Origin of the sequence: Halioglobus japonicus, from assembly GCF_001983995.1 — a bacterium.
GTDB classification, from domain to species: domain Bacteria; phylum Pseudomonadota; class Gammaproteobacteria; order Pseudomonadales; family Halieaceae; genus Halioglobus; species Halioglobus japonicus.
This window is the reverse complement of record NZ_CP019450.1, coordinates 3,133,850-3,147,779: the sequence shown is the minus strand read 5'-3', so window position 1 is coordinate 3,147,779 and position 13,930 is coordinate 3,133,850. Positions and strand designations below refer to the sequence as shown.

Genomic DNA, 13,930 nt, shown 5'->3' with positions numbered 1-13,930 from the left:
TGCCATGGATCTGGATTCATCTACAAGCCCGAAACGGACTTCAAAAATGGGATGTAAGACAGGGGCTAAAATGGGTACGACGGCGAAAGCCAGAAAAAAACCAGCCTCCCGCAAGAAGGTACCGGTCAAAGCAGCTGAGCCCGCAAGCTCAGAGGTTGTCGAAGAACTGGCACCGGAACAAACTGCGGAGGCAGCTCAGGGAGAGGTGGAGGCCTTTGACGAGGCCAAAGCTCGGACTGCCCGCAAGGTCGAGAAATCACTCGACGCGACCCAGTTATATCTCAACGAAATAGGATATTCCCCACTGCTCACGGCAGATGAGGAGAAGTACTACGCGCGCCTTGCCCGCAAGGGCGATGAAGCTGGCCGCAAGCGTATGATTGAGAGCAATCTGCGCCTGGTGGTGAAAATTTCACGGCGGTATATTAATCGTGGCCTGACGCTGCTCGACCTGATCGAGGAGGGTAATCTGGGCCTGATTCGCGCAGTAGAAAAGTTCGACCCCGAACGCGGCTTCCGCTTCTCTACCTATGCCACCTGGTGGATACGCCAGACGATTGAACGAGCTATCATGAATCAGACGCGTACTATCCGTCTGCCCATTCATGTGGTTAAAGAACTGAACGTGTATCTGCGGGCGGCTCGCGAGCTGACCCAGAAACTCGATCACGAGCCTACCGCGGAAGAAATCGCCGATATGCTCGATAAGCCGGCGGCCGATGTGAAGCGTCTGTTGGGTTTGAACGAGCGCGTTACCTCGGTGGACACCCCGGTGGGTCCCGATTCTGACAAGACCGTTGTCGACACGATTGCCGATACCCATGAGAGCGATCCCTCGGAGTTGCTCCAGGATTCAGACATCAAGAACAGCATTGCCAATTGGCTGGATGAATTGTCAGAGAAACAACGCGAGGTCGTGTCGCGCCGGTTCGGCCTGCGAGGCTATGAGAGCAGCACCTTGGAAGAGGTAGGCCGTGAGATTGGCCTCACTCGCGAACGCGTACGCCAGATCCAGGTAGAGGCACTCAAGCGACTGCGCGGCATTATGGAAAACCAGGGCCTGTCAGGCGAATCGCTGTTCAGCTAATTACCAATGATGTCCCGTGGGCGCGGCTTCGGCTGCGCCTTTTTTTTGCCCGGCAGCCTCGGGGCCGTGTGCTAAGCTGAAAGTTCGTGTCCCCCCCCCCAATCCGACCTGTCTGGTCGAGGAGAAGCTGATGCTTGGCGAAGTGCACTCTTTGAATAATGATTTCCCGGAACTGGAAGCGATTATTGCGCAGTTGCTGGAGACAGATCACCTATTTGCTGCCGACAATAAACAGTACACAGCACTGGACAAGGAAATTCGCACCCTCGAGCTGCGCGGTGGCCCTATCGATGATATGGCCATGCACCAACTCAAACATGACCGGGCCGAACTCAAAGACTCGCTTTATCGGCGCATGGTGGCCGCCCAGGCTTGAGCCCTGGGCTGGAATATCAGCAATACGCAGAGCCGCAGGGTAAAGGGCACAATGCGCTCGGCGATGTTGAAGGGCGTGTTCGAGAGCAGGTAGAACAACAACGCAGCAGTAAAACCCATTGGCAATGATCTGCGCCCGGCGCAGTGCGCGCTTGTCTCTCAGTGCCATAAACCGCGCCGTAAGGTGCGGCTGGCCAAACGAGGCAATGTCGACGTTGCAGATGTGCCGCGCGCGCTTGGCGATCAGTGTCGCTCTGGTACGCTCGCTGAAGCCAAACCGCTCGAACTATTCAATGGCTGACTCCGCATCGCATGTGCCGGCGATGTACAGTACACGCCCGAGATGTCGGTGTCGGGCCGGGCCTGCGCCGGCCTAGTAAGTGTGACGCTAAGGATAGCAACGAGGGCTATCATCGGCAGGCTCCGCCTGTATCATGGTGTTGTAGGTGTCTTACAGGACTTGTCGGTAATCCCCTGTAAGTGAAGCCCCCGCTTCGTTTGTTAGCATGAGCTATGTTGAAGCCTGATAACAAGAATGGGGAGTTTGGGGCGTATGCTGGAGCATAAAATGCCTTTCTATCTGTTTTATTGCCGCGACATTGAGGACCGGGAATCTGCCGCACAGATTCGCCGAGAATTGTTGCCGGATCATCTCGGTTACGTCGAGCGCAATATGTCGCGGTACGCTGTGGCAGGCCCCAACCGTGACAAGGATGCTGCCTATCGCTCCAGTACTTTTGTGATAAAAGCGGATTCATTCGCTGAGGCCGATGAGGTGATGCAGGGTGACCCTTATGTAGAGGGCGGCCTTTATCAGGAAATTCTCAACGTAGAGTTTGTGCCCATGGCAGGTGACTGGGTGGGCGGCGCGGCCTGGAAACTTTAACGGGACCATCGTACGGGTGAGCCTATGAACACAGATTAATATGGCTTGGTGGCGCCCAGAAAGGCCACGGACAAACTGCCAATCCAGCAGCAGTACGCCACCTTGCTAGCGTAGCGGTGGTCCAATAGATTGGCATGGCGCGCTTAACAAGCCTCGGCATTCTTGTTAGTGTCCGTCGCGATAATGTCTGTTGGTATTGGAATACACGCTATGCGATATTTTGCCCTGTTGGCCTCCCTTATCCTGCTCAGCCAGACCGCCATGGCACACGAGGCCAGCGGTGTCGCGGGCGGCTTCAGCAGTGGGTTTATGCACCCCATCCTGGGCTGGGATCACGTGGCCGCGATGGTGGCTGTTGGCTTGTGGGGCGCTGTGCTGGGCCAGCCGGCACTGTGGGTGGTCCCGGTAACTTTTCCGCTGGTCATGGCGTTTGGTGGCGCACTCGGCGTTGCTGGCATTCCCCTGCCAGGCGTGGAAGTGGGCATCGCCTTGTCGGCACTGGTATTGGGTGTGATGGTGCTCACCGCAGCGCGTCCTCCTTTGTGGCTGGCGGCGGTGATCGTGGCGGCCTTCGCGATATTCCACGGCCATGCACATGGCACCGAGCTTCCTCATGCGGTGAGCCCGCTGGCCTATAGCATTGGCTTCGTCCTATCCACCGGTATGTTGCACATGTGCGGTATCGCCTTCGGCCTGCTGACCCGTTTCAAGGCCGGTACTGTCGCTGTGCGTGCCGGTGGTGGTTTGATCGGACTGGCCGGCGTACTGTTTCTCATCAGGGCAATCTAAGTGCCTCGCCTGCTGTTGTGGGTGCCAATACTACTGGCGCCTTCAGCTGCCTTTGCGCATAGCCCGATGCCCGGTATAGGGTATTTCTACAGCGGTATTCTTCATCCGTTGCTGGTGCCTTCGCATTTGCTAGCCCTGGTGGCGCTGGGTTTGTTGATCGGCCAGCGTGGCCTGCAGGCAATGCGGCTTGCCTATCCGTGCTTTTTAGTGGCCCTGTTGGTCGGCCTGGCTTACGCTGGGTACGCACCAGAGTCGATTTCCATTGCCGAAACCCTGCTCCTGGTTGCCGCGGGCGGCTGTGGCCTGCTGGTGGCTGCGAACCTGGCGTTACCATCCGCCTTGTTGGCGATGCTTACCGTAGTCGCGGCGTTTGTAATCGGTGCTGATTCGGGCGTGACTGACCTCGAGCGACGCGAGACATTTGGCGCCATGCTGGGTGCAGGTACCGGCACCTGTATTGTACTTATTGCCGTGGCCGCAGTGGCTGAGCTGCCGCGGCGAGACTGGCAGAAAATCCTGGTCCGTGTGGTCGGCTCCTGGTGTGCAGCGAGTGCTGCCCTTGTGCTCGCATTGGCGCTGCGTGGGCTAACTTGAGAGGTCGCCCTATGACGACACCACAACGTCCCGTGAATTCCCACACGGCCTATCACGGCCACATCTATTTTGATGAGCAGAGCAAAGCACTGGCCCGCCGTCTGTGCGACGCCTCGGCGAGTGAGTTTGGGCTCAAAGTAGGGCGCTTCCACGAGAAGCTGGTGGGGCCGCATGCCTGTTGGAGCTGCCAGGTGACACTGGGTACACGCGATTTCGATCGCTACATCGCCTGGCTGGAGAAAAACCGGCAACAGTTGACAGTGTTCATCCATCCGCTAACCGGCGATGATGTCCGGGACCACACCGAGTTCGCCTACTGGCTGGGAGACGAGGTTGCACTCAACCTTGATATTTTTAAGGCCCAATGAGCCAGTATTGCAGTTCAATGGTACCAGGTGCCCAGGAGTGATTGGGGATGCTCGCGCCGACAGACGATAGAAGCATTGTGGTCTTTGACGGGGTTTGCCACTTCTGCAATGCCGCTGTCCTGTTCATCATCAAGCGTGATCCCGAGGGGCGCTTTGCTTTCACGCCAATGCAGAGTGAGCTGGCTCAGGAGCTACTGGCTGAGTACGACGTCGGCAGCAGCGGCGTTGACACCTTTCTGTTGGTGAAAGACGGCAGGCCCTACGTTTTCTCCGACGCGGCCCTGGAAATCGCGAGAGACCTCACAGGCTACTGGTACCTGTTCAATGTATTTCGAATCATACCCAGCGCCATCCTAAATTATCTGTACCAAATGTTTGCAAGGCGTCGATACCGGCTGTTTGGTAAGCGAGATAGCTGTATGGTTCCCAGTGACGATGTGAAATCGCGATTCATCGGAGTTTAATGCGAAATGCATGACCTGGCCCAACACACTGTCGGTTGCCCCTACTGTGGCGAGGTGATTGAGGTATTAATCGATGCGCAGGAAGCAGGGCAGCAGTACATCGAAGACTGCCAGGTTTGCTGCCGGCCCATTACCTTCTCTCTCACAGAGGATGCCCAAGGCTACTTGATCGTGTCAGTTTACGATGAGAATGAATCCTTCTGAGTAGAGCGACTTGAAAGCTCTCGCGGTATAGCTGATTCTTTGCGATGTGTTAGTCTTGTGAACGTCCACTTTCGTCCACAAAGCTGCCCTTCACATTGAAAAGGATTTTCGATGCAAACTGACTTTTTCCATATTCCTAGCTGTTATGGGGCAACAGAGCGTCATGCTTAAGAGAGCTTTCCTGGTGGCTATGATTGCCTTGTCAGTAGTTGGTTGCGACCAGACCACTAAATATATTGCCCAGTCGCAACTGGCACACGATAAGTCCCATAGCTATTTCTATGACTCATTTCGGTTAACCTATGCCGAAAACACCGGGGCTTTTCTAAGTCTTGGTTCCACACTTCCGGACACCACAAGATTTGCCATCTTCTCCATCTTGGTAGGAGGAGTGCTTCTCGGAGCCATCATTTACACTCTAAAAAGCCCAAGTCTTACGAGCCTGGAGCAATTCGGCTGGTCTTTAGTTATTGGCGGTGGGCTAGGTAATCTCTACGACCGCATATTTAACAATGGTGCTGTAATCGATTTTCTAAATGTAGGGATCGGTAGCGTTAGAACGGGTATCTTCAATATTGCAGACATGGCTATTCTTCTCGGCATTGCATTAATACTATGGCCCAAGCGTCATGCCTCATAAAAAGTCACGGCAGCAAGGGGGCTTCGCGCCGGGACGCCGTGACCTGCGTCCCCGCGTCAAGTGTTATGAGCGCCGGCTTTTGGCCCCAAAGCGGCACCTGAGTTGAACCTTATTCTTCGCGCCCGACTGACTAGAAATTTTTCTTTCCTGCTAAAACTGTTTAAGGCTATTTGTGTACGTGTTCGTTTATACGGTATTAATACTCGCAGTTGGTGTTGGGAATAAGGTCATTCTGTTTTTTTCCGGGGAGTACGATCCCAGGATGTTGGCGTTCGATTTTCCAATCATAGCATTGACCTACTTTGGGTTAATTGCGGTGTGGGGGCGGGCCAGGGGGCGATTGTATTTCACGCAAAAAATTTGGAAAACCTACATTCTAGCGCTCATCATGAGTATCGTGCTGGTGCCAATTTTCGATGTGAATGTAGCCTCTATGATCGAGCAATTCGGGCAAGTAAAAGCACTGCTGCTCTACTCAGTGACCATTTTCATTATGATTCCGTATTACTTCGGACTTTATTTATATATCGCGAGTGATGCGTGGCAAGAGAAAAGAGTTGGATGAGCGCTAGCTGATCAGTAGATTTGGAATGGTCATAATTCTGGCGATTCAGTGGGCTGGTATCCCGAAGTGCCGTTTATGGCCCCAAAGCTGACACTGGATCCCCGCCTTCGCGGGAATGACGGGAAGTGGCCACGGACCGGACAAATATTATCCCCGAGAGTCATGGCAGATTTATTGTGCTTGGATTTACTCATGTGCTCCCGCTGGAGGTATCTGGGCTGATATGAAATTCACCGTAGTAATTGCGTTTGCCCTCGTCATCCTTGGCTGCGGTGAGATTGTGGATACTTAATCACGTTGAACCGTTACAACGGATGTAAGGTGGCGTTTGGCTCCCCCTATGAATATGCAGCTCTATCCTTCCTCAGATTTCGCCGACATCGCTGAACGGGCCCGAAAGCGCGTTGCGTCCATCTGTCCAGAAGCGATGGTCGAAGAGGTTGGGTCGACATCTATCCGTGGCGCCTTAACGAAAGGAGACGTGGATATCTTCGTGGGCGTGAGTCAGGCTGAGTTTGAGCCATCGAACGCAGTGCTCTGCACCCATGGTTTCCTGCCCAAGGTAGACACACTTCAAACCAACGAGCTTAGAATGCTCGTGTCGAGCGACAAGGAAATCGATTTGGCTTGTCAGGTCGTTATCCTGGGCAGCCAGTATGATTTCTTCAGGGCGTTCAGAGACAGGCTGAACAATGACATCGCGCTTGTCCAAGCCTACAACGCGCTGAAACTCAAACACTTGGATCTGCCATACGAACAATACAGAGATGCAAAGGCCGCGTTTATCGAGCGCGTTCTGTCCTGATCCATAGTCCCTTCTGCTGAACTGCCAAGAACAGCATTTTCCAGGCGTAGATTGCTCGAGCGCCACTTGCCTCTATAGCCGCATGCTGACATTCTTGAAAAGTCTCGCACAGGGGAATATCCATGATCCGACTTGTATTCACCGCTTTCGCACTGGTCAGCGCGCTTGGTGCACAGGCCGCTGAACCTATCCGCTCTCACCACGCGGTGAGGACGTTGGACATTTATCGCCATATCATTGAAATCGATACTTCCAAGAGCAAAGGCAATACGGTCCCCGTCGCTCAGTATCTGGCTGATCAGCTCACTGCGGGCGGCCTGCCAAAGGACGATGTGGAAGTGGTCGAGCTGTTTGGCTTCGGCGCCCTGGTCGCGCGTTATCGTGGTGACGGTAGCTCGGGTAAAAAGCCCATTCTCTTTCTGGGTCATATGGATGTCGTAGAGGCGCTGGCTGAGGATTGGGAGCGTCCGCCGTTCAAGCTGACGGAAGACGAAAAGAACTTCTACGCGCGTGGCACGGTTGATAACAAGTTTGGCATAGCCCAGCTCACCTCTACGTTTATTCGCCTCAAGGAAGAGGGCTTTGTGCCCGACCGGGACCTCATTCTGGTGTTTACCGGTGATGAGGAGAGCGCAATGGTCACCACGCGCTACTTTGCACAGAAGCGACCGGACATCCTTGAGGCGGAGTACGCCCTGAATTCGGACGCTGGCGGCGGCGAACTCAACGCGAAAGGTGACCCCATTGTCTACGCGGTTCAGGCAGCAGAGAAAACCTACTCAACCTGGGAGATTACAGCGACTAACCCGGGTGGTCACAGTTCACGTCCACGCCTCGACAATGCTATTTACGATCTCGCCAGCGCCATAACGAACATTCAGGGCTATCGCTTTCCGGTGCAGTGGAGCGAAATGACGCGGGCTTACTTTAAAGAGACAGGAGAGCTGATCGGCGGCGAGCTGGGTGAGGCGATGATCGCATTTTCCTATGATCCCAATAATGAGCAGGCCAGCGATCGTCTTTTTCGTGAGTCATCCTATGTCGGGTCCACCCGCACTACCTGTGTGGTGACCATGCTGCGTGCAGGGCACGCGGAGAATGCCTTGCCGCAGTCTGCGACCGCCACGGTGAACTGCCGGATATTCCCGGGCACCAGTGCCGCCGAGGTGGAGCATGTGCTCAAAGAGGTAGTGGCCAATGACGGAATACAGTTTGAGCTGCTTACCGATGTTATCGAGAGCCCGGTCTCTACGCCAAGGGAAGATGTGATGTTGGCCGTGACTAAAGCGGTTTACAGCCGCTACCCCGATATCCGAGTCATGCCTTATATGGAATCAGGCGGTACGGATGGCATGCACTTTCGCAGAGCCGGTATTCCCACCTGGGCGGTGAGCGGCATCTTTATGAACCCTGACGAGATGTTCGCCCACGGCCTGAATGAGCGAGTGCCCAAGGCCACTTTCTACGGCGCGTTGGATCACTGGAGCATAATTATTCGTGAACTGACAGGTGGCGCAGAATAAGATTAGTTGAAGTAACTATGGGGGAGATTTAAGGATATGGATGCAGCGAGTATTGCCGCGGGGCGGTTTCTTTTAGGCCTCTACTTTTTTATACCTGGTATTCAGAAGTTCGCAGATTCTGAAAGGCTCACAAGCTATATGCAGGTCCACGATATCGCTTATGCGCCCCAGCTATTACTGTTTGCCGGCATTGTTAGCGTCGTGGGCGGCGCTCTGTTAATGACGGGCAGATATGTGAAATTGGTAGCCTATGGCTTTGTCGTCTATGTGCTGCTTGTAAACCTAATGCTGCATAACTTCTGGGCCATGAGTGATGATATGGTGGCCAGGGAAATGCAGAACTTTGTCAAAAATCTTGGGATCCTGGCGGGTTTGTTAGTGATTGCCGGTTACGCGCTGCCTCGTCCGCTTACAACCCGTGGTTGGTGGCAGAGCGACAAAGCACATGTCTGATTCTAAAAGCGGATATGCAACGTCGTATTGATCACGGAAAGTATGATAAATGTTCACACAAGGCCCCTCACTTCAGCTGACCTGTCGGCCATGCGAACCCTGCTGTTTGCTGAAGGTCCCAACGAATGGAATTACCTGACGGACGAGAGTGTTGATGATCAGATGGCATTAATTCGTGAGGGCAAAGCCACGGCGGTGATTGTGGAAGACACGCGAATTCTCGGTTTCGCTGTGCTGATCTTTGGTGCGCAGAGTCCCGCCAGGTTGGCAAAGTATGCGAATCTCGCAGAGGTCGCCTATATCAATGATGTCGTTGTCAGTCGTGATCTAGCGGGTAAGGGGTATGGCACTCTTCTACTGGAAGAAGCATTTTCAGTGGCCGCCAGTGAGGCCTGTAAAGCGGTGTATATAGAGCGGCACGAAGAAAATCTGGCCTCTGCAGGGATGATGCGGAAAGCGGGTTTTGCGCTCGTGGAAACCTTCTATGATCCGGACAAACGGTCTACCGGCTCCCGCAATACGACGGTAATGGTGAAGCATCTCTAGACAGGGCGGGATGAATGTTTAGTGAACCGGCAAGGATTAGTCGATGATGACCTTCTTCAAAATTTACACGTTCGTGTTCGCGGGCCTGCTCTTGCTGTCGCTGGCGACAAAGATTCTGATGAAACTCCGGGGTAGCTACGATCGTACCCCTGATGCTGTGCAGATAGAGGAAGCTCTGATGATGCCCTTTATGCTGGTCGCGTTGCTCGGGAGTTTCGGCTACGTATTCCAGTCGGCTCTGTTCGGTCAGGTCTTTTGGCAGGCATATGCCGTGGTTTTCATTCTGCTATCTCTAGCCAGCTATTGGATGCCTAAGTTTCAGTGGATGAAGTCAGAGCTCGCGCCGCGCAAGTTTGCCATCAGTTTTGTGGTGCTAAGCCTGATGAACCTGCCATTTTTCTACATGCTTATCGACTACGCCTATCTGAGTTATCCAGCGGCGTGATTCGGTGCGACTGGCTAAGCGGTGATTAGCCACGAGAAATAGTCTTTTCCTCCACTTTCAATATTGGCCGCATGTCTATAATGAAGCCTGAGTGCGGCTTTGTTTAGCTGGTGTAGAGCAAGCAATGCCGATGGTTATTACATTGAAATTAACAGGAAGGTAGCATGAATAAATCATTACTCCGTATCTCTTCAGTTGCCGGCGCCTGCGTGCTCCTCGGTGCAACAATCGCCGTTGCCGGTGAGAAGCCACCTGCAGACGCTATTCCCTTGTCGGAGATCGTCAAGTCTATTGAAGCAAAGGGTTATGCGCCCATTGTTGAGGTGTCGATAGATGATGGTGTCTGGGAGGCTGAAGTCTATAAAGGGGCGGAAAAGCGTGAGCTCAAGGTCGACCCTTTGAGCGGCGATATTATTTCTGACCGGCCCGACAAATAGGTTTACTAAGCTGTGTGAGCACAGCCTCCAGGTCATATGGCTGTCTAACCATGCAGTGCGCGTGTTGCGCAACGCAGCTATCTCAGTGAATCAGGCGCTTACCCAACACCGCCATCGAGGCGGGCTTGTCCCGTTGGATCATAATGGCGCGCGTTCTCAGGAAGCGCAGTAGACCCTGCTCGTCCATCCGCGAGGGGCCCATGCCGGGAAATCGCGCCCTCATGCTGAGGCGCAAGGGTACCCTCGACTCCCACTGCATAATAACCCCCGGTGTACTGGGCTTCGGCGAGTCCTGAGTCTGCAACGCGAGTAGCTCACGCTGGCCAATGGTCGACAGTTGCATCACCGTCGAACAGGCACCGGGCAGCGGGTAGTCATATTGCACCCCTCACCGCTGGCCTCGGCTTTTCTGGCACCGTTTGCGCAATTTCCGGCGAATGACTTCGATGTCATTGCCCTGGATGCGCCAGGGTACCGCGACAGTGACCCGCCGGCACAGCCAGAAGACACCCTCAAGCCAGATGTCGAGGTACTCGGCGAGATACTTGGGTGACTGGAAGATGGCCATTTTTTGCTATGTGGCACTGCAACGGGGCTCAGCTGGCCATAGAATCAGCCAAATCGTACTCGGATTACTTCATTAGCATTGTGTCGGAGAACATCGCGGCGTCATCTGATGAAGAGCGGCAAGCGGCGATCGCGCCATGTTTCAAGGGTCTGAGGCCGCCTGGAGATGGCTCGCATATCAGTCAGGCGCGGCAGATCGCCCCGCAGATGTTCCATTTTCCCTGGTAAGGCACCTCGTAAGCGGCGCTTATATCGGCGCTAGAGCCACCGCGGGAGGTCCTCGAAGCGACGGTGCGGGCCTATCTAATGGCGGGGCCGGATTATGCCTGAGCTTACAAGGCCGCGCTTGCCAATGAGCGACCAGAAAAACAGGCGGCGGTTGAGCAACCGGTGAAGGTGATGATGTGGCAGGGTGCATTGTCGCGGGCGTACGGTGATCGCCTGCGCGCGGCGTCTATGGCAGACAATATCGAACTTATCGACGCGCCTGCGGGTATCGAGACGCGTTACCAGGTAGTGCAACAGGCGCTGCACAGCTTTAAGGATGGTGGATGAAAACAACAGAGGTACAATTGTCGAGCACGCCTGAAGGTTTCCCCGAAGAGCATCACTTCCAGGTGGCCGAGGTTGCGTTGCGGGCACTGGGTGACGATGATGTCCTTGTAGAAACGCAACAACTGACGCTGAATCCATACATGCGCGAGCAGATTGCCGGCCGTCACTTGTCGGGCTCGGTAGCGCCGGGTCGGGGCCGCCGCTTGTGCTGTGGAATATTGCCCGGACCGTAGTCTATGGCCTGGTGATGTATGACTTTGAAGGCCTGCGCCAGGAGTTTTTGGATGCTGTGGCGCCGCTGATTGATGCCGGTACCTTGAAGGTTCCGGAAGATAGGGTAGAAGGGCTTGCGAATGCGCCGGTCCTGTTTTGTAAGCCGATGCGCGGAGAGAACCGCGGCAAAGCTGGGATTTAAGTTGCCTAAACGCTAAGGAGCAAAAGATGTCTAACGCCGTAAGGCCCCTGGAGGGTATTCGTGTCATTGAAATGGGTCAGCTGTTGGCCGGCCCTTTCACCGGCACGATCCTCGGTTACTTCGGGGCAGAGGTGATTAAGGTTGAACCGCCTACCGGCGATCCGGTGCGCGGCTGGCGCCTGCTTGACGATAACGGTATGGCCTATTGGTGGCGAAGCCTGGGTCGCAACAAGAAGAGTGTGACCCTGGACCTGAAATCCGAGCGTGGCCAGCAACTGGCCAAGGATCTGATTACCACCGCCGATGTGGTGGTTGAGAATTTCCGTCCCGGCATGATGGAAAAATGGGGCATTGGCCCGGACACCATGAAAGCGGTAAACCCCGGCCTGATCTACGCGCGCATTTCCGGTTACGGCCAGGACGGTCCCTACGCATCCAAGCCCGGTTACGCTTCAGTGACCGAAGGCTTTGGCGGCTTCCGTTACATTAACGGCGAAGAGGGCAAGCCGCCTATTCGCACCAATATCAGCATGGGTGACACCCTGTCAGCGATTCACGCGGCACTGGGTATTGCCCTGGCGATTATCCAGCGCTCCAAGCCCGGCGGCGAGGGGCAGGTGATCGACGTGGCCCTGTACGAATCTATCTTCAACCTGATGGAAGGCATTGTGCCGGAATATGACGGTGCGGGCGCGATTCGCAGTCCTTCCGGCACCACGGTGACCGGCATTGTGCCCACCAACACCTACCTGTGCGACGACGGTAAACATGTGGTGATTGGCGGTAACGGCGATTCCATATATAAGCGCCTGATGGCGGCTGCAGGCCGTTCCGATCTGGGTGAGCACCCTGAGATGGCAGACAACGCCGGCCGTGTGATCCACCAGGAAGAAATCGACGCTGCATTGGCGGACTGGTGTGCAGGTCATAGCTCCAAGCACATCATTGAGGTGCTGGAAGAGGTCCGTGTACCTGTGGGGCCGATCTACAGTGTCGAAGATATGGTTGCGGACGAGCACTACAACGCACGCGGTATGTTCGAATCGGTAGAGATCGACGGCAAGCCCCTGAAGATTCCCGCCATTCTGCCCAAAATGCAGGGCACGCCCGGGCGTACCGACTGGGCCGGCGGCGACATCGGCAGCCACAACGACGAAGTGCTCAAGGGCATTCTCGAACTGGGTGACGACGAAATGGCCAAGTTAAAGGAAGAGGGCGTGATCGGTGATTGATCGCATTGTCTTTACTGATGTGGGGCCCCGCGATGGGCTCCAGAATCAGCCCAAGATTCTCACCATCGATGAGCGCCTGGCGCTCATCGAATCGATCGCCGCTGCCGGTGTTAAAAACATCGAAGTAGGCAGCTTCGTATCGCCCAAAGCGGTGCCTGCCATGGCGGGCACTGATGAACTGGTGCGGCGCCTGCCGACCGACGACGGCGTGCATTACAGTGCACTCATTCCCAATCGCAAAGGCTATGAGCTGGCGCGGGATGCCGGTGTGCGCACGGTGAATATGGTGTTGTACGCCAGTGAAGGCATGGCTCAACGCAACGTGAAGATGAGCATTGCCGAGGCGGAAGAGGCCACGGGCCAGATTCTCGAGATGGCGAAGAATGACGGTGTTTCTGTTGTCGCCGCGATTGCCACCGCTTTTTGCTGCCCCTTTGATGGGCCCACCGATCCAGGTGTAGTCAAAGACATTGTGCGCCGTTTTACGGATACCGGTATTGAGCAACTGGTTCTAGCTGATACCATCGGCGCTGCCAATCCCATGGAGGTGCGCTCACTCACTGCCGACCTGGTGGCAGAGCACGGCGCAGATCGCCTCGGCTGCCATTTCCACGACACCCGCGCCATGGGCCTGGCGCTGGTGTTTGCCGCGTTGGAATCCGGTATTTATCGCTTCGACGCTTCCATCGGCGGCCTCGGCGGCTGTCCGTTTGCACCCGGTGCCAGCGGCAATGTGGCCAGCGAAGATGTAGTGATGATGCTGGAGCAAATGGGCGTCGGCACCGGTATCGATCTGGAGGCACTGCTGCGTGCGTCGGATCTCTCTGAGCAGCTCACGGGCACGGCGCCCGGCGGGCGAGCCAAGCCCTGGTTGGGGCCCTGGTTAGAAAAGCAACGCGCTTAATCTGAACGCGGGTCACTCACCGGCGTTTTTTTTGCTCTATACTTTCCTGCTTTAATGCATATGACAGGAACACTCC

The 13,930-nt window shown here is 55.1% G+C and carries 24 protein-coding genes; 22 read left to right on the top strand and 2 right to left on the bottom strand.

Going from position 1 to position 13,930, the window contains the following annotated elements:
* Window positions 1-70 precede the first annotated feature (70 nt).
* The gene (gene rpoS / locus BST95_RS14820) at window positions 71-1,087 is read left to right on the top strand and encodes an RNA polymerase sigma factor RpoS (RefSeq protein ID WP_084200334.1); all 1,017 of its coding nucleotides are present in this window, start codon (window positions 71-73) and stop codon (window positions 1,085-1,087) included.
* 130 nt (window positions 1,088-1,217) lie between these two features.
* Window positions 1,218-1,463, top strand: coding sequence for an HP1242/YdcH family protein (locus tag BST95_RS14815; protein ID WP_066051638.1), 246 nt, complete (start codon window positions 1,218-1,220; stop codon window positions 1,461-1,463).
* On the opposite strand, the gene BST95_RS19805 is transcribed toward BST95_RS14815, so the two are convergent.
* Window positions 1,433-1,582 (bottom strand): hypothetical protein, encoded by a 150-nt coding sequence (locus BST95_RS19805; protein WP_157114495.1) that lies wholly within the window; start codon window positions 1,580-1,582, stop codon window positions 1,433-1,435. The two genes, BST95_RS14815 and BST95_RS19805, sit on opposite strands and share 31 nt — an antisense overlap.
* A 433-nt stretch (window positions 1,583-2,015) precedes the next feature.
* Here BST95_RS19805 and BST95_RS14810 point away from each other — a divergent pair, with 433 nt between their 5' ends.
* The 14 genes from BST95_RS14810 (at window position 2,016) to BST95_RS14745 (ending at window position 10,181) form a co-directional block, all read left to right on the top strand.
* Window positions 2,016-2,348 carry a YciI family protein gene (locus BST95_RS14810; protein ID WP_169843958.1) on the top strand — a complete coding sequence of 111 codons (333 nt, stop codon included), beginning with the start codon at window positions 2,016-2,018 and terminating at the stop codon, window positions 2,346-2,348.
* 210 nt (window positions 2,349-2,558) lie between these two features.
* Window positions 2,559-3,137 carry a HupE/UreJ family protein gene (locus tag BST95_RS14805; RefSeq protein ID WP_084200332.1) on the top strand — a complete coding sequence of 193 codons (579 nt, stop codon included), beginning with the start codon at window positions 2,559-2,561 and terminating at the stop codon, window positions 3,135-3,137.
* Window positions 3,138-3,731, top strand: a complete 594-nt coding sequence (locus BST95_RS14800) for a HupE/UreJ family protein (protein ID WP_084200331.1) — start codon at window positions 3,138-3,140, stop codon at window positions 3,729-3,731.
* Between the two features lie 11 nt (window positions 3,732-3,742).
* Window positions 3,743-4,099, top strand: a complete 357-nt coding sequence (locus BST95_RS14795; protein ID WP_084200330.1) for a DOPA 4,5-dioxygenase family protein — start codon at window positions 3,743-3,745, stop codon at window positions 4,097-4,099.
* 47 nt (window positions 4,100-4,146) lie between these two features.
* On the top strand, window positions 4,147-4,563 hold the full coding sequence (locus tag BST95_RS14790) for a thiol-disulfide oxidoreductase DCC family protein (RefSeq protein ID WP_084200329.1): 417 nt from the start codon (window positions 4,147-4,149) through the stop codon (window positions 4,561-4,563).
* A 6-nt stretch (window positions 4,564-4,569) separates the two neighbouring features.
* Window positions 4,570-4,767, top strand: a complete 198-nt coding sequence (locus tag BST95_RS14785; RefSeq protein ID WP_066051621.1) for a CPXCG motif-containing cysteine-rich protein — start codon at window positions 4,570-4,572, stop codon at window positions 4,765-4,767.
* 163 nt (window positions 4,768-4,930) lie between these two features.
* The gene (gene lspA, locus BST95_RS14780) at window positions 4,931-5,407 is read left to right on the top strand and encodes a signal peptidase II (protein WP_084201192.1); all 477 of its coding nucleotides are present in this window, start codon (window positions 4,931-4,933) and stop codon (window positions 5,405-5,407) included.
* A 262-nt stretch (window positions 5,408-5,669) separates the two neighbouring features.
* Window positions 5,670-5,972 (top strand): hypothetical protein, encoded by a 303-nt coding sequence (locus BST95_RS14775; protein WP_146004154.1) that lies wholly within the window; start codon window positions 5,670-5,672, stop codon window positions 5,970-5,972.
* Between the two features lie 340 nt (window positions 5,973-6,312).
* The gene (locus BST95_RS14770; RefSeq protein ID WP_084200327.1) at window positions 6,313-6,777 is read left to right on the top strand and encodes a GrpB family protein; all 465 of its coding nucleotides are present in this window, start codon (window positions 6,313-6,315) and stop codon (window positions 6,775-6,777) included.
* Window positions 6,778-6,899: 122 nt separating this feature from the next.
* A complete protein-coding gene (locus BST95_RS14765) occupies window positions 6,900-8,300 on the top strand; it encodes a M20/M25/M40 family metallo-hydrolase (RefSeq protein ID WP_084200326.1) in 1,401 nt (466 codons plus the stop codon).
* Between the two features lie 36 nt (window positions 8,301-8,336).
* Window positions 8,337-8,753: a DoxX family protein gene (locus tag BST95_RS14760; RefSeq protein ID WP_084200325.1), complete on the top strand. Its 417-nt coding sequence runs from the start codon at window positions 8,337-8,339 to the stop codon at window positions 8,751-8,753.
* Between the two features lie 42 nt (window positions 8,754-8,795).
* Window positions 8,796-9,299 carry a GNAT family N-acetyltransferase gene (locus BST95_RS14755; RefSeq protein WP_146004155.1) on the top strand — a complete coding sequence of 168 codons (504 nt, stop codon included), beginning with the start codon at window positions 8,796-8,798 and terminating at the stop codon, window positions 9,297-9,299.
* Between the two features lie 43 nt (window positions 9,300-9,342).
* A complete protein-coding gene (locus BST95_RS14750; protein WP_084200324.1) occupies window positions 9,343-9,744 on the top strand; it encodes a hypothetical protein in 402 nt (133 codons plus the stop codon).
* A 164-nt stretch (window positions 9,745-9,908) separates the two neighbouring features.
* On the top strand, window positions 9,909-10,181 hold the full coding sequence (locus tag BST95_RS14745; RefSeq protein WP_084200323.1) for a PepSY domain-containing protein: 273 nt from the start codon (window positions 9,909-9,911) through the stop codon (window positions 10,179-10,181).
* Between the two features lie 82 nt (window positions 10,182-10,263).
* Here BST95_RS14745 and BST95_RS14740 read toward each other — a convergent pair whose 3' ends face one another.
* On the bottom strand, window positions 10,264-10,566 hold the full coding sequence (locus BST95_RS14740; protein ID WP_084200322.1) for a hypothetical protein: 303 nt from the start codon (window positions 10,564-10,566) through the stop codon (window positions 10,264-10,266).
* Between BST95_RS14740 and BST95_RS19800 the strand changes: the two genes are divergently transcribed.
* The 6 genes from BST95_RS19800 to BST95_RS14720 all read left to right on the top strand — a co-directional run bounded on the left by BST95_RS19800 (window position 10,561) and on the right by BST95_RS14720 (window position 13,854).
* Window positions 10,561-10,734: a hypothetical protein gene (locus BST95_RS19800; RefSeq protein WP_157114494.1), complete on the top strand. Its 174-nt coding sequence runs from the start codon at window positions 10,561-10,563 to the stop codon at window positions 10,732-10,734. The genes BST95_RS14740 and BST95_RS19800 overlap by 6 nt on opposite strands.
* A gap of 413 nt (window positions 10,735-11,147) precedes the next feature.
* Entirely contained in the window at window positions 11,148-11,303 is a 156-nt protein-coding gene (locus BST95_RS19795; protein WP_157114493.1) for a hypothetical protein, read from the top strand.
* Entirely contained in the window at window positions 11,300-11,536 is a 237-nt protein-coding gene (locus BST95_RS14730) for a hypothetical protein (protein ID WP_084200320.1), read from the top strand. Before BST95_RS19795 ends, BST95_RS14730 begins: the two co-directional genes overlap by 4 nt.
* Before the next feature lie 14 nt (window positions 11,537-11,550).
* Complete coding sequence (locus tag BST95_RS19790; protein ID WP_157114492.1) at window positions 11,551-11,718, top strand: hypothetical protein; 168 nt, start codon at window positions 11,551-11,553, stop codon at window positions 11,716-11,718.
* Window positions 11,719-11,744: 26 nt separating this feature from the next.
* The gene (locus BST95_RS14725; protein WP_084200319.1) at window positions 11,745-12,950 is read left to right on the top strand and encodes a CaiB/BaiF CoA transferase family protein; all 1,206 of its coding nucleotides are present in this window, start codon (window positions 11,745-11,747) and stop codon (window positions 12,948-12,950) included.
* On the top strand, window positions 12,943-13,854 hold the full coding sequence (locus tag BST95_RS14720; RefSeq protein WP_084200318.1) for a hydroxymethylglutaryl-CoA lyase: 912 nt from the start codon (window positions 12,943-12,945) through the stop codon (window positions 13,852-13,854). Before BST95_RS14725 ends, BST95_RS14720 begins: the two co-directional genes overlap by 8 nt.
* The last annotated feature ends 76 nt before the right edge of the window (window positions 13,855-13,930 follow it).